The 24,935-nt window shown below is 70.5% G+C and carries 21 protein-coding genes; 10 read left to right on the top strand and 11 right to left on the bottom strand.

Annotation, left to right across the window (positions count from 1 at the left end):
- The first annotated feature begins 2 nt into the window (after positions 1-2).
- Together OG344_RS22950 and OG344_RS22945 are read left to right on the top strand one after the other, a co-directional pair.
- On the top strand, positions 3-1,457 hold the full coding sequence (locus OG344_RS22950) for a cellulose binding domain-containing protein (RefSeq protein WP_405084825.1): 1,455 nt from the start codon (positions 3-5) through the stop codon (positions 1,455-1,457).
- A gap of 130 nt (positions 1,458-1,587) precedes the next feature.
- Complete coding sequence (locus tag OG344_RS22945) at positions 1,588-2,829, top strand: cellulose binding domain-containing protein (RefSeq protein ID WP_405084824.1); 1,242 nt, start codon at positions 1,588-1,590, stop codon at positions 2,827-2,829.
- 70 nt (positions 2,830-2,899) lie between these two features.
- On the opposite strand, the gene OG344_RS22940 is transcribed toward OG344_RS22945, so the two are convergent.
- Both OG344_RS22940 and OG344_RS22935 read right to left on the bottom strand, forming a co-directional pair.
- Positions 2,900-3,178, bottom strand: coding sequence for a DUF397 domain-containing protein (locus OG344_RS22940; protein WP_405084823.1), 279 nt, complete (start codon positions 3,176-3,178; stop codon positions 2,900-2,902).
- Positions 3,175-4,038 carry a helix-turn-helix domain-containing protein gene (locus OG344_RS22935; RefSeq protein WP_405084822.1) on the bottom strand — a complete coding sequence of 288 codons (864 nt, stop codon included), beginning with the start codon at positions 4,036-4,038 and terminating at the stop codon, positions 3,175-3,177. Before OG344_RS22935 ends, OG344_RS22940 begins: the two co-directional genes overlap by 4 nt.
- Positions 4,039-4,317: 279 nt before the next feature.
- Here OG344_RS22935 and OG344_RS22930 point away from each other — a divergent pair, with 279 nt between their 5' ends.
- Positions 4,318-4,776 carry an ATP-binding protein gene (locus OG344_RS22930; RefSeq protein WP_405084821.1) on the top strand — a complete coding sequence of 153 codons (459 nt, stop codon included), beginning with the start codon at positions 4,318-4,320 and terminating at the stop codon, positions 4,774-4,776.
- Positions 4,777-4,851: 75 nt separating this feature from the next.
- On the opposite strand, the gene OG344_RS22925 is transcribed toward OG344_RS22930, so the two are convergent.
- Together OG344_RS22925 and OG344_RS22920 are read right to left on the bottom strand one after the other, a co-directional pair.
- On the bottom strand, positions 4,852-5,055 hold the full coding sequence (locus tag OG344_RS22925; RefSeq protein WP_405084820.1) for a DUF397 domain-containing protein: 204 nt from the start codon (positions 5,053-5,055) through the stop codon (positions 4,852-4,854).
- Positions 5,056-5,064: 9 nt separating this feature from the next.
- On the bottom strand, positions 5,065-5,907 hold the full coding sequence (locus OG344_RS22920) for a helix-turn-helix domain-containing protein (RefSeq protein WP_405084819.1): 843 nt from the start codon (positions 5,905-5,907) through the stop codon (positions 5,065-5,067).
- Positions 5,908-6,160: 253 nt separating this feature from the next.
- Between OG344_RS22920 and OG344_RS22915 the strand changes: the two genes are divergently transcribed.
- Positions 6,161-6,589: an ATP-binding protein gene (locus tag OG344_RS22915; protein WP_405084818.1), complete on the top strand. Its 429-nt coding sequence runs from the start codon at positions 6,161-6,163 to the stop codon at positions 6,587-6,589.
- A 43-nt stretch (positions 6,590-6,632) separates the two neighbouring features.
- Positions 6,633-7,130: a GNAT family N-acetyltransferase gene (locus tag OG344_RS22910; protein WP_405084817.1), complete on the top strand. Its 498-nt coding sequence runs from the start codon at positions 6,633-6,635 to the stop codon at positions 7,128-7,130.
- A gap of 58 nt (positions 7,131-7,188) precedes the next feature.
- Here the strand turns inward: OG344_RS22910 and OG344_RS22905 are convergent, their stop codons facing one another.
- From OG344_RS22905 to OG344_RS22885, 5 genes are all read right to left on the bottom strand, one after another.
- A complete protein-coding gene (locus OG344_RS22905; RefSeq protein WP_405084816.1) occupies positions 7,189-9,423 on the bottom strand; it encodes a heavy metal translocating P-type ATPase in 2,235 nt (744 codons plus the stop codon).
- Between the two features lie 29 nt (positions 9,424-9,452).
- The gene (locus OG344_RS22900; protein WP_405084815.1) at positions 9,453-10,418 is read right to left on the bottom strand and encodes a hypothetical protein; all 966 of its coding nucleotides are present in this window, start codon (positions 10,416-10,418) and stop codon (positions 9,453-9,455) included.
- A complete protein-coding gene (locus OG344_RS22895) occupies positions 10,415-10,627 on the bottom strand; it encodes a heavy-metal-associated domain-containing protein (protein ID WP_405084814.1) in 213 nt (70 codons plus the stop codon). Before OG344_RS22895 ends, OG344_RS22900 begins: the two co-directional genes overlap by 4 nt.
- 189 nt (positions 10,628-10,816) lie before the next feature.
- Positions 10,817-11,797: a ferritin family protein gene (locus OG344_RS22890; protein ID WP_405084813.1), complete on the bottom strand. Its 981-nt coding sequence runs from the start codon at positions 11,795-11,797 to the stop codon at positions 10,817-10,819.
- A gap of 149 nt (positions 11,798-11,946) precedes the next feature.
- The gene (locus tag OG344_RS22885; protein WP_405084812.1) at positions 11,947-13,434 is read right to left on the bottom strand and encodes a hypothetical protein; all 1,488 of its coding nucleotides are present in this window, start codon (positions 13,432-13,434) and stop codon (positions 11,947-11,949) included.
- A gap of 231 nt (positions 13,435-13,665) precedes the next feature.
- On the opposite strand from OG344_RS22885, the gene OG344_RS22880 reads away from it, so the two are divergent.
- From OG344_RS22880 to OG344_RS22860, 5 genes are all read left to right on the top strand, one after another.
- On the top strand, positions 13,666-15,972 hold the full coding sequence (locus OG344_RS22880; RefSeq protein ID WP_405084811.1) for a heavy metal translocating P-type ATPase: 2,307 nt from the start codon (positions 13,666-13,668) through the stop codon (positions 15,970-15,972).
- A 169-nt stretch (positions 15,973-16,141) separates the two neighbouring features.
- A complete protein-coding gene (locus OG344_RS22875; protein ID WP_405084810.1) occupies positions 16,142-17,791 on the top strand; it encodes a hypothetical protein in 1,650 nt (549 codons plus the stop codon).
- Positions 17,788-18,726 carry an ABC transporter permease gene (locus OG344_RS22870; protein ID WP_405084809.1) on the top strand — a complete coding sequence of 313 codons (939 nt, stop codon included), beginning with the start codon at positions 17,788-17,790 and terminating at the stop codon, positions 18,724-18,726. Before OG344_RS22875 ends, OG344_RS22870 begins: the two co-directional genes overlap by 4 nt.
- A 5-nt stretch (positions 18,727-18,731) precedes the next feature.
- Entirely contained in the window at positions 18,732-19,673 is a 942-nt protein-coding gene (locus tag OG344_RS22865; RefSeq protein WP_405089152.1) for a carbohydrate ABC transporter permease, read from the top strand.
- A 108-nt stretch (positions 19,674-19,781) separates the two neighbouring features.
- Positions 19,782-20,828: a LacI family DNA-binding transcriptional regulator gene (locus OG344_RS22860; RefSeq protein WP_405084808.1), complete on the top strand. Its 1,047-nt coding sequence runs from the start codon at positions 19,782-19,784 to the stop codon at positions 20,826-20,828.
- An 18-nt stretch (positions 20,829-20,846) separates the two neighbouring features.
- Here the strand turns inward: OG344_RS22860 and OG344_RS22855 are convergent, their stop codons facing one another.
- Both OG344_RS22855 and OG344_RS22850 read right to left on the bottom strand, forming a co-directional pair.
- Positions 20,847-22,844 (bottom strand): alpha-L-fucosidase, encoded by a 1,998-nt coding sequence (locus tag OG344_RS22855; protein ID WP_405084807.1) that lies wholly within the window; start codon positions 22,842-22,844, stop codon positions 20,847-20,849.
- A gap of 109 nt (positions 22,845-22,953) precedes the next feature.
- Complete coding sequence (locus OG344_RS22850) at positions 22,954-24,897, bottom strand: alpha-L-fucosidase (protein ID WP_405084806.1); 1,944 nt, start codon at positions 24,895-24,897, stop codon at positions 22,954-22,956.
- Positions 24,898-24,935: the final 38 nt, after the last annotated feature.

The raw sequence follows: 24,935 nt of genomic DNA, 5'->3' as shown, positions 1-24,935 counted from the left end.
TAATGAAGCTCACGCGCCTGGCCGTCGCCCTCGGCACCGTCGTCGCCGCGGTAGCGACCGCGCTCGCGTCGCCACCCGGAGCGCAGGCCGCCGCCGGGGACGGGACACCCACGGACCCCAATATCCGCTTCGTCGGCCGCTGGGACACCCGCGACAGCGGCGCCTACGTCCCCGGCTGGGCCGGGGCCTATCTGACCACCGGGTTCACCGGGACCACCGTCAAGCTCAAGCAGCGCAACGCCATCGACCTCTACTACAGCATCGACGGCCGCCCCGACGTCTACCTGCAGAACGTGCGGGGCACGGTCAACCTCACGTCCACCCCGCTCTCGGCGGGCAACCACACCCTACGCGTGTCCTACCGGGTGGTGGCCGGCTCCTATCACGGTGACGCGGTGTTCCAAGGACTGGTACTCGACTTGGGCGCGCGCACGCTGCCCGCCCAGCCGGCCCGGGGAATGGTCGAGTTCGTCGGCGACTCGATCACCGTCGGCACCACCACCTCGAAGAACGCCCTCACCGCGTACGGATGGCTGGTCGGCGACCAGCTCGGGCTCGATCACATGCAGGTCGCCGAGGGCGGCGCCTGCCTGGTCAGCACCGCCGACGGCTGCGTCGGCCTGGACCGCCGCTTCGTGAAGGTCAGCGCCGCGGACGGGGCCGTCGACCACGACTTCGCCCGTTATCAGGCGGACGTCGTCGTGATCAACCTCGGTACCAACGACGCCGGCCACGGCGTCTCCACGACGCAGTTCCAGGACTCCTACACCGGCCTGCTGCGCACCATCCGGAGCAAGTACCCGAAGGCCGCGATCCTGGCCCTGCAGACCTTCCGCGGGCGGTTCGTCCCGCAGACCCAGGCCGCGGTGCAGACCGTCAACAACGCCGGTGACCGCAACGTCTTCTTCGTCGCCACCGACGGATGGGTGCCGTCCGACGGCCTGTCCGACAGCGTCCACCCCAACGACGCCGGTCACCGTTCGATCACGGCAAAACTCGCACCGATCGTGGCCGCTCATCTCGCTCCGCCCGCCACTCCCAGCCCGACACCGACCCCGACCCCCTCCGCGTCGCCCAGCCGCACCCCCACCCCCACGCCCTCGGCCACGCCCAGCGCCACCCCGAGCGGCCAGGTCGGCGCGTGCGCCGTCCACTACAGCGTGACCAACCAGTGGCCCGGCGGGTTCCAGAGCGAGGTACGGGTGACCAACACCGGCACCAGCACCCTGAACGGGTGGGCGCTGGGCTGGAGGTTCTCCGACGGCCAGCAGATCAGCCAGGGCTGGAACGGCACGTTCACCCAGACCGGCGCGGCCGTCACCGTCACGAACCCCACGTGGAGCCCCGCCCTCGCACCCGGCGCCTCCGTGACGGCCGGCTTCACCGCCAACTCGAACGGCGCCAACTCCGCCCCGGCGTCCTTCACCCTCAACGGCGCCACGTGCGCGCTGATCTGACGCGACCCGGCCGATCACGCGGCCACCGTACGACCCCGTGGCGCCTCCCGGCCCGCTGAGATCCACTTCCGCCCACCACGCCGCGCCGGTCCCCTGAACGGCGGAACGCCCGAGAAGGAGAAACCCGCTGATGAAAATGTTCCGGCGGCGCGCCGCGATGGCGATCGCATCCGCTGCAGCGGTGCTGACGTCGGTGGTGGGCCTATCACCCGCCGGCGCCGCGACCGGTTGCGCCGTCACCTACCGGATCACCAACCAGTGGACCGGTGGTTTCGGCGCGGACGTCACCGTGACCAACCTCGGCGACACGATCAACGGCTGGACGTTGACCTGGACCTTCTCCACCGGGCAGCAGGTCACCCAGGCCTGGAACGCGACGGTCACGCAGACCGGCGCGAACGTCACCGCCAAGAACGTCGACTACAACCGCACCATCCCGGGCAACGGATCGGCGAACTTCGGGTTCAACGGCTCGTGGAGCTCCGCCAACCCGGTGCCGGCGAGTTTCACGCTCAACGGCGCCACCTGCACCGGCGGAGTGACCAGCAGCCCCAGCGCCTCCCCGACCCGCTCCCCCAGCCCGAGCCCGAGCCCCAGCGCGACGCCGAGCGCGAGCCCGAGCCCGAGCCCGACGCCGAGCGCCACCCCGACTCCCGGCAAGATCACAGTCTGGCTGGCCGGCGACTCCACCGTCGCCAACAGCTCCGGCGACCCGATCGTCGGCTGGGGCCGCGAGCTCGGCCAGTACCTCACCGCCAACGCCACCGTGGCGAACAACGCCGTCGGCGGCCGCAGCATCCAGACGTGGCTCTACGAGTCGGCCGTCACCGGCACCACCAACTCCTCAGGCGAATGCGTCCTCAGCTCGACCGCCTACGCCGCCCGCTGGCAGTCCATGCTCGACGCCTCCACCGGGATGAAGGCCGGCGATTACCTGTTCGTCCAGTTCGGCATCAACGACGGCTCCCCCACCTGCCCCCGGCACGTCGGCTCCGCCCGCTATCGCGAACTCCTCACCGCCATGGTCCGCGCCGCGAAGCAGCGGGGCGCCAATCCCGTGCTGGTGACCCCCGTGGCCGCGCTGACCTGCAGCGGAAGCACCGCCACGCCCAACCGCGGCTACCTGACCGAGACCTTCGACGTCGGCTCCGCCACCGGCACCCTGGTCATCGACCTGCACAAGCTGAGCTACACGCTCTACAACAGCCTGCGCTTCTGTCCGTACAACGGCGACTACACCTCAGGCCCGGTGGGTGCGTTCTTCGCCAACGACCACACCCACTTCGAGGCGTACGGCGCCCGCCAGATCGCGGGCCTCGTCGCCGGAGCCGTACGCGACCAGCGACTCGGCCTCGCGGCATACCTTCGGTAACAGCCCGATCAGCCCGGCGCCGCCACCAACCCTCGACAGGGAGCCACCCGGACCGGAAGCGATCGGGTGGTCAGTTCAGGTCGTCGAACTCGCCGTCTTTGACCCCGCCGACGAAGGCATCCCATTCGGACTGCGTGAACGCGAGAACCGGACCGTCCGGATTCTTCGAGTCGCGGACCAGGAACAACCGCCGGGCATCCGCCTTGTGCTCCGTACCCGCCTCGGCGGCGTCGCCGACGGCGATCTCGACACAGTTCGAGCCATTGCCGCTACGACGGCTCTTTCGCCATGTGACGCGAGACAGGTACACAGGCAACCCCTTGGCTTCTCTCGGCAGAATCGCTCTCATCGGGACCCTTCGGCCAGTCGCGCGACGAGCCGCCTCGACTCGTCGGGGTCGAGCGCCATCGCTCGAAGATGGTCGAAGGCCAGCGAATACCGGTAGATCTCGGCATCGCTTTCGACGTACAGGTTACTTGTCGTGCCCTCGACGTACACCACATTTGGATCGTGGGTTTCACGGAATTCGAGCAGGGCGAAAGTCCCGGCCGTCGCGGGATGCGCGCCTTTGGTGAAGGGCAGCACCTGGATTGTGATGTTGTCCCGGTCCGCGAACTCGAGCAGCCTTTCGTACTGCTTGCGCATGATCGCCTCGGATCCGACTCTGCGGGTGAGCGCGGCCTCGTCGACGACGGTCCAGAACCGGAGTGGGCTCTCGTCCCGGAGCAGCAGCCGTTGCCGGGTTATGCGCACCTCCACCCGCCGCTCGACCTCGGCCGGGGAGGACAGGCCCATCAGAGCGGCGCGGATGATCTCCCGGGCGTACTCGTCGGTCTGCAGCAGGCCGTGCACGATCATGCCGTCGTAGCTGCGGATGAACGCCGCATCGGCTTCCAGCTGGATGTAGGCCGAGTAGTCGCTCGGCAGCGAGTCCGCGTAAGCGTCCCACCAGCCTCGGGTGCGCGCCGTCCTGGCCAGCGCGTGGAGGCCGGCCCGCCTGTCGTCGGCCAGTTCGTAGAGGTCGAGCATGCGGGTGAGGTCCGGCGAGGTGATCCCGACGCGGGCCGTCTCGATCCTGGACACCTTCGCCGCCGACCAGCCGAGGTGCTCGGCGGCGTCCTCCAGGGTCAGCTCCTTGCGTTCGCGCAGCCTGCGCAGTTCACCGGCCAACCGTCTACGCCGGACCGTGGGACCACGCCCGTTCGTCACGGAAACCTCCCTGATCGTCACGCACAGTGTGCCGCCCCAGGCGAGACCGCATCAGGGAAACAGGCGAAGACGCCGCGCAGAGCAAATTTGCAATTTCGCTTGCCTCGTTGCTTCCGAAGGATAACCATCAAGACGAGCCACTCACGGTGCGTTACCAATCGATGACCGAGTGCGCTAAACGGGTGCCAACCTGGCGAGAAGGGGTCGAAGATGCGGACGGGCGACCAGGGAAAGCAGGCCGTTCGGCCTTCCTCGTTTCCGCTTTCACCGGCAAGGTGGGTGACGCCCGAGCCGTACGTCGATCCCGGCTGTGCGGGTCTCCCGCAGCACGCGACGAAGGCGGTGGGGCTGCTGGGGCGGATCGACCTGCCCGGCGAGGCCGCGTCGGTGCGCGAGGCACGTCAGTACCTGCGAGTGCTCCTGGCCGGGACCGGCCACCCGCGGACCGACGACGCCGTGCTGCTGGTCAGCGAGCTCGTCGCCAACGCCGTACGGCACTCCGACTCGCGACTGCCCAGCGGCCAGGTGACCGTGGCCGTCGCCCGGCGCTCCGGAACGCTCCACGTCGACGTCGTCGACGCGGGCTCGGCCACGAGCGCACCCGGCGTACAGACCGGCACCGACGCGGAGACGTGCACGGGCCGGGGGCTGTGGCTGGTCCAGGAACTGGCGGCGGCCTGGGGCTGGCACGAGAGCGAGGCGGGGCGGGTGGTCTGGTTCCGGCTCGCGAACGGCTGACCGGCGACGATGGTCAGCCACCGGTGGCCGGTCGCGGCGGGCGACTACACCTCCCGGCCAGGGGCACGGTGGCCGTCAGTCGAACGCGCCGTGCTTGACGCCTCCGATGAAGGCGCGCCATTCGGCTGAGGTGAACGTCAGAACGGGCCCGTCCGGGTCCTTGGAGTCCCGTACGGCCCGTCCCCCACCCGCAAGCACCGCGACCTCGACACAGTTGTCGCCGGACCCGGAATATGAGCTCTTCTGCCATTCGAGGAGGTAGCGCGGGGGAAGGTCCATGATCGCCTCCTAGCGAGGTTGCTCGATCAACGTGGTCAAGTAGGCCACCGATAATTCCGGGCTGAGCGCGGACGACCGTACGAGGTCGAAGATCAGGCTATAACGCTCCAGCTCTTCCTGAGTCTCCAGGTACAGGTCGCTTGTGGCGGTCTCGATGTAGACGATGCTCGGATCGCTCCGATCCGGAAAGTTCAAGACCGTGAAGGCGCCATCCATCGCGGCGTGGGCTCCAGCCGAGTCCGGAAGGACCTGGATGTAGATGTTCGGCTTGGTGCTCATGTCGATGAGATGTCGCAGTTGCTGCCGCATCACCGCCGAACCGCCTACGGTCTTGCTCAGCGCGGCTTCGTCGATCACCGCCCACAGGGTGGGCGGCGTCTCCTCGCGGAGGACGCTCTGCCTCGCCATCCGTGCCTCCACACGGCGGCGGATCTGGGCATCCTCAAGCACCCGGCCGCCTTTGAACATCGCCGTAGCGTAATCCTCGGTCTGGAGCAGCCCAGGCACCCGGAGATCCTCATACGTGTTGATCAGGGCTGCCTCCGCTTCGAATCCCGCCAGCGAACCACGCCACACATCCTGGTAGTTGGCCCACCACCCCTTCTCCCGAGACTGACGGGCCAGGGTGAGGACGGCTTCACGCTGCACCGGGTCCGTCACCGAGTACAGGTCGAGGAGCGCCCGGATGTTGCCCAGGTCCGGCCTGGTCCACTTGTTGGCCTCCATCTTGTTGAGACGACCGCGCGACCATTCCAGTCGGCGCCCGGCCTCCTCGACGCTGAGCCCGGCTTGCTCGCGCAGGCGTATGAGCTCGGCCGAGAGTCGGCGTCGGCGGACTGTAGGGCTCGCCATGGTTACTCCTCAGCACAATCAGAACCTTTACCGCATAGAAACTTTCGCCTTGAAAGTATCTCTGGGCTAGATAACTATGAAGAGGCTACTCGTAACCCTCTGCGACGGGAGGCGTTGCCGACGATCTTCTGGGGAGCCGTTACACGAGAACGTTGATCGAAGCGAGCGGAGACAAAACCCCCGGCGTCCTCGGGCGTGGTGTTGCGACCACCCGCCCGAGGACTGGATCAGGAACTCGGAGCTACCTGACCTGATGAAGAACCCTAACCTCATCCCCCCGCCTCCCATAAGTGACGACGGCGCGAAGGAGGCATGCTGGGACCTGCCCGCCACCCCCGAAGCGGTGGGCAGTGCGCGCCGGCACACCCGGGAAGCCCTCGCGGCCTGGGGCCTGTCCATCCTCGCTGAGGACGTGACCATAGTTGTCTCCGAAGTGGTGACCAACGCGATCGTGCACGCGAAATCACCCGTGACTCTCGCCCTGTTCCGGCACGGACGGAGCGTACGAGGCGAGGTCGCCGACCACAGCGGCGTGTGGCCCGCCCTGCTCCCGACCGGCCCGGACGAGGAGCACGGCCGCGGGCTGGCGATCGTCACGGCCTACGCCGACCGGTGGGGCGTCGACCCCGCACCGGAGGGCAAGGCGGTCTGGTTCGTCTGCACAGCACGGGAATTCTCGTGAGTGGCCGCTGCGTCGGGCGACGTCCACTCGATAACCTCAGCCCATGCGAGGGAGCAAACCCGGTCAATCGCTCGATGCGCTGCCGCTGATCCGGCGTGCCTGGTCTGGGGACGCCGGGCACATCGCCGACGTGTTCCTCGCCGCCCGGGCGGAGATGACCTACCTGCCGCGCCTGCATTCCGACGAGGAGACCCGGGCCTGGATCACCCACATCATGCTCCCGGCCTCTCAGGTGTGGGTCGCCGAGCTACACGGTGAGATCGCAGGCTTCGCCTGCTTCCAGAGCGACTGGCTGGAACACCTGTACGTCGCGCCCGCCGCCCAGGGGCGCGGCGTCGGCACCGCGCTGCTCGGCCACGCCAAGAAGACGCACCCCCACGTGCTCGACCTGTACGTCTTCCAGCAGAACGACGGCGCCCGCCGTCTCTACGAACGGCACGGCTTCACCCTCGTCGAGGAACGGGACGGGAGCGGCAACGAGGAGAACCTGCCGGACGCCCACTACCGATGGCGGAGCACCGGCACTCCGGACGCGTCCTGAACCTACTCCGGGATGTACGCGACACATGGGTCGTGTACATCCCGGTGGCCGCGGCGGTTCAGCGGAAGCGGCGGAGCCTGAGGCTGTTGCTGACGACGAAGACGCTGGAGAACGCCATCGCCGCCCCGGCGATCATCGGGTTGAGCAGGCCCGCGGCGGCCAGCGGCAGGGCCGCCACATTGTAGGCGAAGGCCCAGAACAGGTTGCCCTTGATCGTGCGCAGCGTGCGCCGCGACAGCCGGATCGCGTCGGCCGCCACCCGCAGGTCCCCCCTGACGAGAGTCAGGTCGGCGGCCTCGATGGCCACGTCGGTGCCCGTACCCATGGCGAGGCCCAGGTCGGCCTGGGCGAGCGCGGCGGCGTCGTTGACGCCGTCGCCGACCATCGCGACCGTCCGGCCCTCGGCCTGCAGCCGCTTCACCACGTCGACCTTGCCGGCGGGCAGCACCTCGGCGATCACTTCGTCGATCCCGACCTCGGCCGCGACCGTACGCGCGACCGCCTCGTTGTCGCCGGTGAGCAGCACCGGCGTCAGCCCGAGCGCGCGCAGTTCGGCGACGGCGTCGGCGCTGGTGGGCTTGACGACGTCGGCCACGACCAGCACCGCACGCGCCCGGCCGTCCCAACCGACCGCCACCGCCGTACGGCCCGCGGCCTGTTCCTCCCCCAGCCTCTTCTCCAGCTCCTCGGGAAGGTGCTGTGACCATTCCTCCAGCAGGCGGGGCCGGCCGACGAGAACGGCGTGGCCGTCCACGATGCCCTGCACGCCGAGGCCCTCGACGTTGGCGAAGTCCTCCGGCGGCGGCAGGACCCCCACCCTCTCGGCCGCGCCCCGGGCGATCGCCTGCGCGATCGGGTGCTCGGAGCCGTGCTCCAGGGCCCCGGCCAGCCGGAGCACCTCGTCGTGGTCCTCCCCGTCGGCCAGGTGGACCCCGGCCAGGGTCATCCTCCCCTCGGTGACGGTGCCGGTCTTGTCGAGCACGATTGTGTCGATCGCGCGGGTCGACTCCAGCACCTCGGGACCCTTGATCAGGATGCCGAGCTGGGCGCCGCGGCCGGTGCCGACCAGCAGGGCGGTCGGGGTCGCCAGGCCGAGCGCGCATGGGCAGGCGATGATCAGCACCGCCACCGCGGCGGTGAAGGCCGCCCCGGCGCCCTCGCCCGTGCCGAGCCAGTAGCCCAGGGTGGCGACCGACAGGGCGATGACGATCGGCACGAAGACGCCGGAGACGCGGTCGGCGAGGCGCTGCACCTGGGCCTTGCCCGTCTGCGCCTCCTCGACCAGACGCGCCATTTGGGCGAGCTGCGTACCCGAGCCGACCCGGGTGGCCCGGACGACCAGCCGGCCGCCCGCGTTGACCGTGGCCCCGGTGACGGTGTCGCCGGGCCGCACCTCGACGGGGACCGACTCGCCGGTGAGCATGGAGGCGTCGACCGCCGAGGAGCCCTCCTCGATCACGCCGTCGGTCGCGATCTTCTCCCCCGGCCGTACGACGAAGTGGTCGCCCGCCTTCAGCTCGCCGACCGGGACGCGCACCTCGCGGCCGTCGCGCAGCACGGCGACGTCCTTGGCGCCGAGTTCCAGCAGGGCCCGCAGCGCCGCGCCTGCGCGCCGCTTGGAGCGGGCCTCGAAGTAGCGCCCGGCCAGGATGAACGCGGTGACCCCGGCCGCGGCCTCCAGGTAGATGTCACCCGAGCCGTCGGTGCGGGAGATCGTCAGGTCGAATCCGTGGGTCATGCCGGGCACGCCCGCGTCGCCGAGGAACAGCGCCCACAGCGACCAGCCCAGCGCGGCGATCGTGCCGAGCGAGACCAGCGTGTCCATCGTGGCCGTGCCGTGCCGCAGGTTGGTCCAGGCGGCCCGGTGGAAGGGCAGGCCGCCCCACACGACGACCGGGGCCGCGAGCGTCAGCGACAGCCACTGCCAGTACGTGAACTGCAGCACCGGGATCATCGCCAGTGCGATCACCGGCACCGCGAGCGCCACGGAGACCAGCAGCCGGGTCCGCAGGACCCCGAGTTCGTCCGGCTCCGAGGGCGCCTGATCCGGTGTGGGCGGCTCGGGGAGTCTGGCGGTGTATCCGGCCTTCTCCACCTCCGCCACCAGCGCCTGGGGGTCCAGGCCTTCGGGGAAGGTCACCTTCGCCTTCTCCGTGGCGTAGTTGACCGTCGCGGTCACGCCGTCCAGCTTGTTGAGCTTCCGCTCGATCCGGTTGGCGCACGACGCGCAGGTCATGCCGCCGATCGAGAGTTCGACCGCGCCAGGCGGCCGGTCACCGGTGATGGAGACCATCACCCCTCCTTTCCGCGTCATGCCCGGCGTCAGTGGCCGGAGTGGGTGTGCTCGGATCCGTGGCCTGCCGTGCCGGCGGGAGCGGCCCCGGAGGGTTGCCCCGCCCGTACGGTGAAGGCGGCGGTGCGCACGGTCCCGTCGTGCTGGAAGTCGAGGAAGAGCCGGTAGTCGCCGCGGCTGGGCACCTCGGCGTGGAAGGTGATGCCCGGCCCTGCCGGGGTGACGCCGTCGCCCGGGGCGCCGTCGGGGTGGACGTGCAGGTAGGCCAGGTCGCCCACGCGCAGCGCGACGAGGTGGCCGTAGGCCCCGAGGTACGGCTGCAGGTCGGTCACGGGCCTGCCGTCCTTGCTGATCTCGGCGACGAGCCTGCTCGCCGTACCCGGCGTGAGAGTGCCGTCGAGCCGGACGGTGTATCCGTCCACCGTGACCGTACGGCCGGCCGGCGGCAGCGGCCGGGGCGCGTAGTCGCCGGCGGCGTACAGGTCCGCGCCGAGGGTCAGGGCCTCCCCGCCCTGGGGGACGAAGTCGGCGAAGACCCGGTAGGCACCGGCGTCGGGCAGCGTCAGCGGAACCGACCAGGTTCCGTCGGCGGCGAGCTCGGGGTGCACGTGCCGGAAGACCGTCGCGTCGCGGCTCACCACGACGAGGTGCAGCTTCTTGTCGTGCCGCGTCTCGTAGGCGGTCACCGGGCGGCCGTCCGGGCCGTCCACGGTGAACCGGAACTCGGTCCGCTCGCCAGGAGTGATCGTCGTGGTCCGAGGGGTGAGGGTGTAGCCGCTCTGGGAAACCTGGAGCCCTCCCGGCACGTGGTCCGCCTTCGGCGCGGCCGGTGCCGGGGTCGCAGGGGCCGGTGCCGGTGTCGCGTGACCTCCATGTCCGCTCGTCACGGGCGCCGACGGCGGAGTCGCGCCGACCGCGCCGCCGATGCCGAACGCTCCCGCGAAGGCCACGGCGAGGCCGAGTGCGTAGGCGCCCATCCGGGCCGGTGTGTTCATGGATGATCCACCACTTCGTATCCGGCCTCCTCGACGGCGGCCCTGATCACGGCCGTGTCGAGGGGGTCGTCGCTTTCGACGGTCACGAGCCCGGTGGCCAGATCGACCTCGACACCGGTGACACCGGGGACCTCGCCGACCTCTTCCTTCACGGAACTGACGCAATGGCCGCAGGTCATGCCGGTGACAGTGTAGGTGGCGGTCGTCATGACGCTTCTCCTCAGCTTGACAATCAATCGGTAATGACGGGCAACGGCGCCGGAGGCTGTCCTGCCTCGGCGTCCTGTCCAACACCCTACCCCCCTAGGGTATTTCCACCACCCGCCGGGGCGGGGGCGACCGGCCACCCCCGCCGCGAAGCACGGCGAAGCCGGAGTCGATCGACTACTCCTCGGGTGTCAGCTCGACGTGGGGCACTGCCTGCCGAGCTTGGCGACTTTTCCGGAGAAGGCCTTCGCGTGCCTCAGCTCGTCCTTCGCGGTGCCGTTGAGCACTGCGGCCGCCTCGGTGTCGCCGGCCGCCGAGGCCTGCCGGGCGAAGCCCGGGTACATCCGCGTGCCCTCGTACGTCTCGCCCTTGATCGCCGCGCACAGGTTCGTCCCGGTGTCGCGGACCGCGCCGGCGAGATTCGCGTGCTCGGCGAAATGCTCGGTGCGCTCGACGGCGGCGGTGCGGTGGAACAGTCTGGCGAGCCTGGGCTGCCCGGTCTCCCGCGCCCGGTCTCCGTAGAGGGTGTACTTGGCGTAGGCGAAGGCCTCGCCCTTCATCGCCGCCCGGAGGTTCTCCAGGGTCCTGGACGAGGAGACCTTGGACGGGCCGGCCTGGATCTCCACCGGCTCGGCCCGTACGTCGGTCGGGATGGTCGCCCCGGACGACGGGTCGGTGACGGCCTTCCGCGCCTGGAGGAACTTCTCCCGGTGCCTGGCCTCGTCCCGGCCCACCTCGGAGAAGAGCCTGGCGGCCTCCTGGTCGCCGTCCGCCCTGGCCTGCCGGGCGAACTTCTTGTACATCGTCGTCGCCTCGTACGACTCGCCGCCGATGCTGTCGCGGAGATTCGCCGCGTTGTCGCCGACCAGGCCGATCAGCTCCGCCTGCTCGGTGAAGTGCTCGCGTAACTCGCTGTGCGCGGTGTGCCGGTACAGGTTCGCGACATCGGGCAGGTTCTCCCGGTCGGCCTGCTTGGCATAGGCGCGGTAGGTGACGTTCGCCAGCGCCTCGCCCTTCAGCGACTTCGTGACGTTGGTACGCGTCGACGGGTCGACGTCGTCCGAACGAGGAGCGGACGCCGCCATCGCGCACCCCGCTCCCAGGGACAGAACGACGACCGTGCCCGCGGTCGTGAGCGAGACTCTCCAGCAGATGAGACCTCGGGTTTCCATGTGACCCCCCGATGTGCGTGCGGTCCGGCACGAGCAGAGCGGTTTCCCGCGCGGTCATGGAAGTCGCGACGGAACACCAGCCCTTCTGACGGTGATACCCCGCCGGCCGCATCTCCGGGACTCGCGGTGGTCAAGGAATCGGACGCCGGTCAGGGCTGTCGGCCGCCGGCGGCGCGGCGAGGGAGGTAGGCGGTGTAGCCGGTGCCCCGGAGCCGGTGGGCCCTCCACGCGTGGGCGTAATCGGGAGGTGGGGAGCTTCTGTCGGCGAGCGCCGCGGTGGGTTCGGTCGCGGCGCGGCGCAGCAGGGCGGCTTCGGTGATGTTCTGGTTGTTGCCGCTGACGTCGGCGGAGGCGCAGCCGGCGTAGTAGCCGATCGGCTGCGAGTGACTGCCGGTGACCAGGCAGGGCGGGCGCAGGCCGAGGCGGCGCAGCCCGTCTGCGACCGCCTGGTAGCGGTCGGCGGTGGCCCGCGCGCCGGCGGCCCTCTCCTGGAGCACCTCGTACTGCACCGTCAGGTGCGCGGCGAGCAGCACGGCGAGGACACCCGCGACGACGACCCGGCCGGGGGCCGGGCGGACGGCCCGCACCGTGCCCGCCGCCAGCGTGGCGACGGGCAGGGCCAGCAGGGCGTAGACGGGCAGGAAGAAGCGCGGCGCGGAGTAGCCGATCAGGAGGAGGTAGGGGACGCTCAGCGCGGCGGCGCAGGCCGCCGGCAGCATGGTCTCGGCCGCCCGCCCGGTGCGCAGGGCCGCCGCGCAGGCCGTCAGCGCGAGCACGGGAAGGGCCAGCCACCATAGCGTGAGCGGCGGGTGCGTCAGCGGGACCGTGCAGGGGCGGCACAGCAGGGGCCCGTTGAGGCTGCGCCAGGCGTCTCCCCCGGCCCAGTGCAGGCCCATGCCGCCTTCGGTGGCGCTGGAGGCGTGCAGCCGGGCGCCGACGCCGCCCCACCGCACGTACGCCTCGGCGACCCATTGGGCGGCGCCCGCGGCGAGCCCGCCCGCGACGGCGAGGGCCGGGGCCGGGCGCCGCCAGGCGGGCACCACGCCGCAGGCGGCCAGCAGCGGCGCCGCGAGCCAGACGCCGTCGGAGAACCGGAAAAGGGTGGCCGCCGCGACGGCGCCGCCCAGGCCGAGGAGCACGCCCCAGGAGGCGCCGGGCCGCTGGGCGCGCAGGAACCAGCCGGTCGCCGCCACCGCCGACAGCGCCACCCACAGATTGGGCATGGCCTGGGGGCCGTACAGCACGGTGACCCACAGGCCCGCGAACAGCAGGCCGGCGAGCGCGGTCCGGCCCGGTCCGAGCAGCGGACGCCAGACGCGGTACGCCACATAGAGCGCGACGGCCGACAGCACCGCCAGCACGATCCTGATCACCGGCGTGGAGCCGGTGACGGCCAGCACGGGAGCCGCCAGGAAGCTGATCCCCCGCGAACGCGGCGCGCTGAAGTAGGCGGCCGGATTACGCGGATCGACCTGGGACAGATACACCGTCTCGTCCCAGCCGAGCCCGAGGAGAGGCGTGACGAGGGCCAGCTGGGCCGCCACGTACCCCGCGGCCACCAAAGCGAGCCACGGGAACCGCCCGCTCGCCCGGCCCGACGCCCCCTCCCGCTGCCGGTCAGCGGCCCGGATGGTCATGCGCCGACCACTTCGCCGTACGACAGTCGGGCGGCCCCGGCCAGGCACAGGAGAAGGGAAGTGGACATCGTCCCCCCGGAACGCGGGCCCATTCGGATCACAGCAGCCTACCGCCGGCAGCGGTTGCCGAGTGGTGACGGTTCGGGGGCCGTTCGGCACTGTCGGCCGGCCCGTCGGGGCTGTCGGATGGAGGCGACACTTCGGCGACACTTCCACGCGTGGAGGCTCGACATGCCGCGTACTCTCGGCGTCCTGGGTGATCGGTGGCGGGAACAGGCGTTCCTGGTGGCGACCGGCGGCGCGCTGGTGGGCGGTGGCGCGGCCTGGCTGGCCGGGGCCACGGCCGTCGCGGACGGGTTCTGGACGGCGGGGACCGCGGTGGCCGTCGTGCCCGCGATGGTCTGGGTGGCCGCCGCGGTGCGGAAGGGGCGGGCGGGTGTCGACCTGATCGCGGCGCTGGCGCTGGCCGGGACCCTGGCCGTCGGGGAGCACCTGGCCGGGGCCCTGATCGCGCTGATGCTGGCTACCGGTCGGGCGCTGGACGCTGCGGCGGAGCGCCGCGCGTCGCGCGATCTGCGTGCGCTGCTGGAGCATGCGCCGCGCTCCGCCCGTCGCCGCAGCGGCGGCGACGTGGTCGTCGTCCCCCTGGCGGACGTACGGATCGGGGACGTGGTGGTGGCCGGCCCGGGCGAGGTGGTGCCGGTGGACGGCCGGGTCCTGGCCGGGCCGGCGATGCTGGACGAGTCCGCGCTGACCGGGGAGTCCGCCCTGGTCGAGCGTGGCGCCGGCGAGGCGGTCCGCAGCGGCGTGGTCAACGCCGGCGCCGCGGTCGACATCGAGGCGACGGCGACCGCCGAGGACAGCACGTACGCGCAGATCGTCCGGCTGGCCGAGCAGGCGGGCGCGCAGCGGGCGCCGGTGGTGCGGCTGGCCGAGCGGTACGCCGCCTGGTTCCTGCCCCTGTCGCTGGGGGTCGCCGGGGCGGCGTGGTGGCTCAGCGGGTCCGCGGTGCGGGCGGTGGCGGTTCTGGTGGTGGCGACCCCGTGCCCGCTGCTGCTGGCCGCTCCGGTCGCGATCGTCTCGGGGTTGTCGCGGGCCGCGCGCCGGGGTGTCGTCGTCCGGGACGGCGGGGCGCTGGAGCGGCTGGGGCGGGCCCGCACTCTCCTGCTGGACAAGACAGGCACCCTGACCACCGGCCGTCCGCGGGTTCTGCAGGTCGTCGCCGCCCCCGGCCGTACGCCGTCGGAGGTGCTGCGGCTGGCGGCGTCACTCGACCAGATGTCCGCTCACGTGCTGGCCGAGGCGATCGTCGCGGAGGCGCGGGCCCGCGGCCTGACACTGCCGGCGCCGCGGGAGGTGACCGAGGAGCCCGGCCGCGGAGTGGCCGGCACGGTGGACGGGCGGCGCGTGACCGTGGGCAGGACGGTGACACCGCTCGAAGCCCTGCCCGGCTGGGCTCGCGCGGCCGACAACCGGGCCGCCCTGGACGGCGCCGCCGTCGCCTGGCTCACCGTCGACGGCGCGTTGTGCGGTGCGATCCTGCTGCTGGACCCCCTGCGGCACGACGCTCCCCGTACGCTGCGGCGGCTGCGCTCGGCGGGAATCGGCCGCCTGCTGATGCTGACCGGCGACCGCGCCGAGCCCGCCCGGGAGGTCGCCGCCGTGGTCGGGCTGGACGAGGTGCGGGCCGAGCAGTCGCCCGCCGACAAGGTCGCCGCGGTCAGGGCGGAGGCCGCACGGGCCGTGACGGTCATGGTCGGCGATGGCATCAACGACGCCCCGGCGCTGGCGGCGGCCGACGTCGGGGTGGCGATGGGGGCGCGCGGGTCCACCGCCTCCTCCGAGGCCGCCGACGTGGTGCTGGTCACCGACCGGGTGGACCGGCTCGCCGACGCCATGGAGATCGCGGTGCGCACGCGGCGCATCGCCGTGCAGTCGGCCGCGGGCGGCATGGCCCTGTCGCTGGCGGCCATGGTGGCCGCGCTGCTGGGCCTGCTGCCCCCCGCGGCCGGGGCGCTGCTGCAGGAGGGGATCGACGTGGTGGTCATCGTCAACGCGTTGCGTGCCGTGCTGCCCCGGCGCGGCGCCGGGCCGGTGCTGGAGCCGGCCACCGAGCACCTGATCCGCCGTTTCGCCGCCGAGCACGACGATCTCGCCGACGTGCTGGACGCCGTACGCGACGCCGCGAGCCTGCTCGTCGTCGAGCACGGGCCGCGCGCGCTGGACGCCGTACGGGAGGTCGACCGGTTGCTGACCGAGCGGTTGCTGCCGCACGAGTGCGCCGAGGAGCACGAGCTCTACCCGGCGCTGGCCGGTCCCCTCGGCGGAGGGGAGGCGACCGCGACGATGAGCCGGGCGCACAGCGAGATCGATCGCCTGGCCCGCCGGATCGGCAGGCACGTGAGAGTCGCCGGCGCCGCCGGCCGGTTGCGGCCCGAGCAGCTGGAGGACCTGCGGGCCTGCCTGTACGGGCTGCACTCGGTGCTGCGACTGCACTTCGTCCAGGAGGAGGAGAACTACTTCTCCCTCGCCCCCTGACCGTCAGGACCGTGATTCCTTCATCGAGGGAGAGGCGGCCGACCATGTCGCCGAAAGTTTCAATTTACGGAGTGTTCTTGTTCTCCGGGAAAACGGGTCACTAGTCTCGCGGCGACGTAGAAGCGCTTCGACGACTTCGAAGGGGACGGCCCCCACCGTGAGACCCGAGTTGAACCGCAGAAGCTTCGTCGCCCTCGCCGCGGCGACTCCCCTGATCGCCGCCTGCGGCGGCGGGGCGCGGCAGAAGGCCGGCGCGAACACCGGGGCGGGCCTGCGAGCGGCGTTGCCGTCCTACGTGCCCAGCGCCTCGGTCAGGCCGGACATCCCGTCCGTGGCGGGCGGAGCCGGAGCCGCGACCGATCCGGCCTTCCTGGCCTACCCCTCCAGCCGGGTCGCCACCGTACGGGGAACTCCGGGCAGGGGCGGAAGCTACACCGCCGTCACACCGCTGTGGGGCACGGTGCCGCCTGCGGGAAACTCCTTCTACGAGGCCGTGAACACGGCCCTGGGCGTCACGCTCACCATGAAGCCGGCGGACGGCAACAACTACAACACGATCATCCCGACGATGACGGCCGCCAGGCGCCTGCCCGACTGGATCCAGCTGCCGACCTGGTGGAATTCCCTCTTCGACGTCGGCGGGCTGGCCGGGACGCAACTCGCCGACCTGACGCCCTACCTGGCGGGCGACAAGATCAAGAGATATCCGAACCTCGCCGCCATCCCGACCGGCGCCTGGCAGACCGGCGCGTGGGGCGACAGGTTGTACGGCATCCCCTCCTTCTCCAGCGACTTCGTCGTCGCGGGCGCCGTCTTCCACCGCCGGGACCTCCTGGAGGCGAAGGGAATCACCCCCGGCCAGGTGCGGTCGGCCGACGACCTGATGAGCCTGGGCAAGGAGCTGACGGACGCCAGACGCGGCGTCTGGGCCTTCGACGACGTGTGGACCTATCTCTTCCCCGCCTGGAACGTCCCCCTGACGTGGGACGTCCAGGACGGCAGGCTGATCCACAAGTACGAGATGCCGCAGTTCTTCGAGGCGCTCGACTGGCACCACCGCATGGCGCGGGCCGGCTACCTGCATCCGGACGCCGTCGCCGGCCGGAACGCGGACGCCGCCACCCGCTTCTACTCGGGAAAGGTGCTGATCAGTGGGGGCGGCACCGGCGCCTGGAGCGTCGCCGACCACCAGTCCGGCACCGCCGCCGACGAGGACTACCGCCGCGGCGCCTTCGACTTCTTCGCCGCCGACGGCACGAGCGCGCCCCGCGTCGCCATGGGACCCTCCACGAACGTCGTCAGCTATCTCAACAGCGGGCTGCGGCCGGACCAGATCGAGGAACTGCTGGCGGTCGCCGACTATCTGGCCGCCCCCTTCGGTTCGGCCGAGTACACGATGGTGAACTTCGGGGTCGAGGGCGTCCACTTCACGATGAAGGACGGGGTTCCGACCGCGACCGAGGACGGCAGGAAGTTCGTCCAGGCGATGACCTTCCCGTTCCTGGCCTCGCCGCCCGCCGTGATCAGCAACCCCGGTGCCGCCGTCGTCACCAGGGACCACGCCGCCTGGCAGGCCGCCAACGTCAGGGCGCTCTACAAGCCGGTCTTCTGGAACATGAACATCGGCATGCCCCGGTCGCTGTCGGCGGCCAGTGCCGCGCAGGCCGTGGAGGACGCCGTCAAGGACTGCTACCACGGGAGAACGGAGGTCTCCGAGGTCCGGGCCGCCGTCTCCACCTGGAAGACCAGTGGCGGCGGCGACCGGCTCAGGCAGTGGATGACCGACAATGTGCTGGACAAGTACGGCACGGGCCGGTGAGCAGCACATCGCGCCCGTCGCGGGAGCGTCCGAGCCTGGTGGTCAGGCTGCGGCGCGACCGCTCTCTGTTGATCATGGTGGCCCCCGCGGTCCTCCTGCTGCTGATCTTCAACTACGCCCCGCTGTTCGGACTTGTCACCGCGTTCCAGTACTACGACCCGCCGGCCGGGGTCGGGAACAGCGACTGGGCGGGCTTCGAGCAGTTCCGCCGGCTGTTCGCCGACCCGCTGTTCTGGGGCGCGCTGCGGAACACGCTCTATCTCAGCCTGGTCCAGCTGGTCCTGTTCTTCCCGATCCCGATCGCGCTGGCGCTCCTGCTCAACTCGGTGCTCAGCGTGCGGGTGCGCACCTTCATCCAGTCCGTCGTCTACCTGCCGCACTTCTTCTCGTGGGTGCTGGTCATCACGATATTTCAGCAGATGCTGGGCGGTGCGGGCGCGCTCAACCAGTTCCTGCGCTCGCATGACCTGCAGACGTGGGACATCACCACCGATCCGGGCACCTTCGTGCTGCTGGTCACCTCCCAGGTGGTCTGGAAGGAGGCGGGCTGGGGGATCGTCGTTTTCCTGGCCGCTCTGTCGGCCATCGATCCCGGGCTCTACGAGGCGGCGGCCGTGGACGGCGCCGGCCCCTTCCGGCGGATGTGGCACATCACCCTTCCGGGCCTGCGCGGAGTGATCACGCTGATGCTGGTGCTCCGCCTCGGCGGCGCGCTCTCGGTCGGCTTCGAGCAGTTCCTCGTCCAGCGCGACGCGGTCGGCCACGACGCCGCGGAGGTGCTGGACACCTATGCCTTCTACTACGGCATCGGCACGGCCGACTACAGCCTGGGTGCCGCGGCCGGACTCTTCAAGAGCGTGATCTCGCTCCTGCTCATCTGGGGCGCCAACAGGCTGGCGCATTCCTTCGGCGAGGACGGGTTGTACCGGAGTTGACCAAGGTGCTCACAGACGGCACGAGCGCGGCGAGGGCACCGCGGGCGCGGGCGGAACGCCCGCCCTGGCAGGAGCGGCCGACCGTCGCGGGCCGGTCCGCCAAGGGCCTCTCCCTCGGCGGGGTGCTGGCGGTCATGCTGGTCCCGCTGTGGATCGTCGTGGTGACCAGCCTGTCCACTCCCGGCGCCGTGAACCGGGCCGGCGGCCTCGTGATCTGGCCGGACGGCCTCACCTTCCAGGCGTACCGGGAGATGCTGACCGACCCGACCGTACGCACCGCCCTGGTGGTCAGCCTCGGCATCACGGTCGCCGGCACGGCGCTGTCCATGGTCGTCTCGGTCCTGTGCGCGTACGGACTGTCGCGGCCCGGTTCGCCCGGGCACCGCCTCGTCCTGGCACTGTTGATCGTCACGATGTTCGTCAGCGGCGGGCTGATCCCCACCTTCCTGGTGGTGACGGGGCTCGGCGGCTACGGGCACTGGTGGGCGTTGGTCCTCCCGAGCGCGGTCTCGGTCTTCAACATCCTGGTGCTCCGCTCCTTCTACACGAGGACCTCCGCCGAACTGGTCGACGCGGCGCGGATGGACGGCGCGGGCGACTGGCGGATCCTCTGGTCGGTGGTCCTGCCGGCCTCGCGCGCGGTGACCGCGGTGATCGCCCTCTTCTACGCCGTCGGCTACTGGAACTCCTTCTTCACCGTCATGCTCTACCTGCCGACCGACAGCGAGAAGTGGCCGCTGCAGTACGTGCTGCTCACCTATGTCAACCGCGGGGCCGGGATGCCGGGATCGGTCAACGCGGGCTTCGGCATGGCGTACGCGCGGACCGCTCCCCTGTCGACGCAGATGGCGGTGGTGGTGCTGACTCTGGTGCCGCTCCTGGTCGTCTACCCGTTCGTCCAGAGGCACTTCCGCACGGGGGTTCTCACAGGCGCCGTCAAGGGGTGAACCACCCGGCCACCACGGGTGCCAGAATGGCTCCAGACCGTCGCGTCGAGGCCGGTCTACTCAGGCGGACGGCGTGACGGACGCGCCGTCGACGAGGGAAGGGCGAACGTGACGGACAACCGATCGGGCGGACCCGCGGCCGACGAGCAGAGCTCGACGGGCGGCGGGCCGGGGTCGGTCACCATCGCCTACATCGCCGAGTCCGCCGGGGTCTCGATCCCCACCGTGTCAAAGGTGATCAACGGGCGCTCGGGGGTGTCGGCCCAGACGCGCGCCCGGATCGAGGAACTGGTCAACCAGTACGGATACCGCAAGCCCGTCGGCAACCGGAGCAACGTCGTGGAACTGGTGTTCCGCGAGCTTGAGAGCATGTGGGCCGTGGAGATCATCCGTGGGGTCGAGCGGGTGGCGCGCAAGAACCGCGTCGGAGTCATGGTCTCGGAGTTCGGCCTCCACGACTCGGTGGGCATGTCCATCGACGACACCGTCGGACGCCGCCCTCAGTGCGTCCTGTCGGTGGCGCAGCTGACGCAGGCGGAGCGTGACCAGCTGACCGCGAAGGGCATCCCGTTCGTCGTCTTCGACCCGATCGACGAACTGCCGGACGACGTGCCGTTCGTGGGTGCCACCAACTGGAGAGGCGGCCAGGCGGCGACGCGGCACCTGATCGAGCTGGGGCACCGCCGGATCGCCATGATCAGTGGCCCGGATCACCCGTTCTGCCGTGCCCGGCTGGCCGGCTACCTCTCCGCGCTGGCCGAGGCAGAACTGCCCGCCGATCCCGGCCTCGTGGTCCGCACCCTGCTCACCCACGAGCACGGCTACGCCGCGGCGCGCGACCTGCTCTCCCGGCCCGACCGGCCGAGCGCGATCTTCACCGCGAACGACCTGCAGGCGCTCGGCGTCTACCAGGCCGCCCGCGAGGCGGGACTGTCCATCCCCCAGGACCTGAGCGTGGTGGGTTTCGACGACCTGCCGGTCGTGGCCTGGGTCGACCCGCCGCTGACCACCGTTCACCAGCCGTTGAACGAGATGGCGGCCGCGGCGACCGAGCTGGCGCTGGCCCTCGGGCGCGGCGAGGAGATCACCCAGGTCGGGCTGGAGATCGCGACCACCCTCACCGTCCGCGAGAGCACAGCGCCCCCGAAGCGCTGAGCACTCGCCGTCACCGCGTCAGCTTCGGGTCCACTTCTGGTTGTTCGCGCCGGTGCAGGACCAGATCTGCACCTTGGTGCCGTTGGCGGTGCCCGCCGCGTTGACGTCCAGGCACTTGCCGGCGCCGACGGCGGTGATGGTGCCGTCGGAGTTGAGGCGCCACTTCTGGTTGTTCTGGCCGTTGCAGTCCCAGATGATCACGCTGGTGCCGTCGGCCGTGCCGGCACCGTTGACGTCCAGGCACTTGTTTCCGTAGACGCGCAGCTCACTGGCGCTGGTGGCGGTCCACTGCTGGTTGGAGCCGCCGTTGCAGTCCCAGATCTGCGTCTGGGTGCCGTTGGTCTGGGAGACGTTGGCGACGTCCAGGCACCTGCCCGAGCCGACACCCTTGATCGGGCTCGCCGGCGAGGTGCCGCCGCCGGGGCGGCGATACAGGCCGACCTCGGCGATGGCGGGATTGGCCCGTGCGCCGGTGATCCGCAGCCTCACCCGGCTGGTGCTGACGGGAGAGGCCAGGCGGATCAGCTTCTTGTGCCCGATCGTGGTGTCGGTCGCGATCTGGGTCCAGGAGCTGCCGTTCCACGAGTCGAGCGCGAACGACCTGGTGCGCTGGCCGATGTTCAGGTCCTCCTGCACCGAGACGACGTCGAAGGTCTGCGCCGACGGCAGGGTCAGCACGAGCCCGCCGGTCGTGCCCGTCGGCTGCCAGGAGCTGTCCAGGTTGCCGTCCTGCGCGAGGTTCGGGGTGTGACCCGTGCTGCTGGAGGTCCCGCTGTCGTTGGCCACGCCGGCGCCGGCGGCCAGGTTGGTGGCGAACGTCTGCGACACCGTGGTGCCGAACTGCGACAGGGTGTCGATCGCCGACTGGTCCAGCAGGCCCTGCCGGTTGGGGGAGATGTTCAGCAGGAAGTTGCAGTTGCGTCCCACCGACCCGTAGTAGATCTCCAGCAGTTCGGTCGGGCTCCGCCAGGTCTCGCCGGTCTGCCAGAACCAGTTGTGGCGCGCCGACAGCGTCCCGTTGCACTCCGCGGGGGACCATCGCAGCACGTTCCACGCACTGGTCCCGTCCGACTTGCGCTGGGACAGCACCGCGTCGCCGCCCACGTCGGCGGCGGTGTTGAACCCGGGCACCGGCAGCGCGGTGTCGGCGGCGGTGGCGGGATCGCCGTTGGTCGGCACGACCGACCACTCCGACTGGCGCGCGTAGCCGTTCTCGTTGCCGACCCAGCGCACGTCCGGCCCGCCGTCGCCCTCCATGACGGCGTTGGGCTGCAGCCTGCGGGCCATGGTGGTCCAGTCCCTGAAGTTGTAGGGCTGGGTGCGGCCGGTCGGGTTGGCGCCGTCCAACCACAGTTCGTCGATGCCGCCGTAGCGGGTGAACAGCTCGTAGAGCGTGTTCTCGAAGTAGGTGTTGTAGTCGTCGGAGTTGAAGGTGAACGTCACCCCGTTGACGATCTCGGAGGAGTCGGTCGGGATCGTCACCTGCCTGGACGGGCTGCCGTTGGCGAACTTCCCGCCGGGCTGGTTCTCGTGCAGGTCGGCCGGCGAGACGTACAGGCCGGCCTTCAATCCGTACTTGTGCATCGAGTCGGTGAAGCTCTTCACCACGTCGCCCTGGCGGCTCTGCCAGGAGGAGGACGCGACGCCGAAGCTGCTGTACTTGGACGGGAACAGCAGGAACCCGTCGTGGTGCTTGGCGGTGAGGATCGCCCCCTTGAACCCGGCGGCCTTTATCGCGGCGGCCCACTGGTCGGTGTTGAGACCGCTGGGCTGGAACGCGTTCGGGTCCTCGGTGCCGGTGCCCCACTCCCTGCCGGTGAAGGTGTTGATGCCGAAGTGGATGAAGTTGTACTGCTCCAGCCGTTGCCAGGCCAGTTGGCGTGGCGACGGCACGATGTCCGCGGCCTTGGCGATGATCGTGGCCGACGATTCCGACGGCGCCACCGGCGCGACCTGGACCGAGGCCGCCGAGGCGGGGGCGGCCGTGGCCGGCGCGAGCACGACCAGACCCAGCACGGACAGCGCTGTCAGCGTTCTCCTCGCGAGGGCGCGTGTCCTCGGCGCGGATCCGAACCTGTTGGGGGGGTGCATGGGCAGTCCTTTCCGGAACATGTGGGGTGCGGCGTCAGCTTCGGGTCCACTTCTGGTTGTTCGCGCCGGTGCAGGACCAGATCTGCACCTTGGTGCCGTTGGCGGTGCCAAACGCCGAGACGTCCAGGCACTTGTTTGCGCCGACGGCGGTGATGGTGCCGTCGGAGTTGAGGCGCCACTTCTGGTTGTTCTGGCCGTTGCAGTCCCAGATGATCACGCTGGTGCCGTCGGCCGTGCCGGCACCGTTGACGTCCAGGCACTTGTTGCCGTACACCCGCAGCTCGCTCGCGCCGGTGGTCGCCCACTGCTGGTTGACGCCGCCGTTGCAGTCCCAGATCTGCGTCTGGGCGCCGTTGGTCTGGGAGACGTTGGCGACGTCCAGGCACCTGCCGGAGTTGACGTCGCGCAGGGCGCCGGTCGTCGTGCTGGGAGAGTTCTTCATCGGCCCGGTGAAGGTGAGCTTGACCACGTAGGCCAGCGCGGAGTACGGCTGGCTGGGCAGGGTGATGTGCAGGCCGGAGCTGTCCTGGGTGCGGGTGGGGAGGTTGACGTAGGTGCCGGCGGTGTTGCCGATCAGCTCGGCCTTGCTCAGGTTGGACAGGTCCATCTTCCCGGCGGCCAGCGAGGCGAGGTTGAGCGTCGAGCCCGGCCAGCCGAGCACGGTCGCGTACAGGACGGTGTTGTCCTTGCTGCGGGTGTAGCGGATGTCCTGTGCCGTGCCGGCCCGAGGCTCGACGAAGCTGCCGCCGCCCATCTTGGTGGGGCCCTCGCCGTAGGTGGTCCAGGCGCGGGTGGCGTAGATCGACTCGCCGTTGCGCTTCAGGTAGCCGCCGATGGCGTTCATCAGGTCCTTCTGCGGCTGCGGAATCGAGCCGTCGGCCCTGGGCGAGATGTTGAGCAGCATGTCGCCGTTCTTGCTCACCCGGTCGATCAGCGCGTGGACCAGCGCGGCCGAGCTGTAGTACGTGAGTGTCGGGGTGTAGGACCACGAGGGGTTGCTGACGGAGTCGTCGGTCAGCCAGGAGGGGGAGCGAATGTCGGCGGGGCCGCCGCGCTCGTAGTCGTACACCTCACCGTTGGTGTTGAAGCCGTCCTTGTACGCCGCGACGACCTCCTTACCCCACGAGTTGGCCTGGTTGTAGTAGTACGACAGGAAGTTGAGCCGCTTGGCCTCGTCGACGAGGTAGAGGCCGCCGTCCTGCCAGATCATGTCCGGCCGGTACTTGTCGACGACCTCCTTCAGCTTGTCGTACCAGAGCTGCTGCTCCTGGGCGTTGGGGAGCTGCCCGTACAGCTTCTTCAGCGTGGTGGTCGGCTGGGCGGGCACGTGGTCGTAGTAGCCGGTGAAGTTGTACAGGTGGTGCATCGAGACCATGAACTTCAGGTTCTTGGCGCGGATCGCGTCGGCGAACAGGCCGACCAGGTCGAGCTTGGGCCCGCGGGCGACCGAGTTCCACTCGTTCACCTGGCTGTTCCACATGGAGAAGCCGTCGTGGTGCTCGGCCACGGGACCGGCGAACTTCGCGCCGGAGTCGGAGACCAGTTGCGCGAACTCGGCGGGGTCGAAGTTGCCACCGGCGGACTTGAGCTTGGGCGTGAACTGCACCCAGTTGCCCGCCTTGTCTCGCGCGCCGTCGATGAAGTTGTGGTACGGCCACACCGAGGGGTCGCCGTAGACGCTCTTGTGGTGGTTGTTCTCGCTGGAGCCGTTGAGGTACATCGTGCGGGGGTACCACTCGGTGCCGTACTCCGGCGTGGCGAACGCGCCCCAGTGCCAGTAGACGCCGAACTTGGCGTCCTGGAACCACTCCGGGGCGGCCGGGTGCTGGTCGACCGACGCCCAGGTCGGCTCGTAGACGGAGGGGGCGGCCGTGGCCGTGCCGCTCAGGGACGGAGCGGTGAGCAGGGCTCCGGCGAGCAGAGCGGTACCGGCGAGAGCGGTTCGCCGGTGTAGCCGGGACAGCGTCGAAGGGGGCATGTCGTCTCCTGATCATGAGATTGGTCGTATCGATTCGA

This window comes from Microbispora sp. NBC_01389, assembly GCF_045040095.1.
Lineage (GTDB): Bacteria > Actinomycetota > Actinomycetes > Streptosporangiales > Streptosporangiaceae > Microbispora.
Note: the sequence above shows the minus strand (reverse complement) of the source record. Positions and strands in the feature narration are given on the sequence as shown.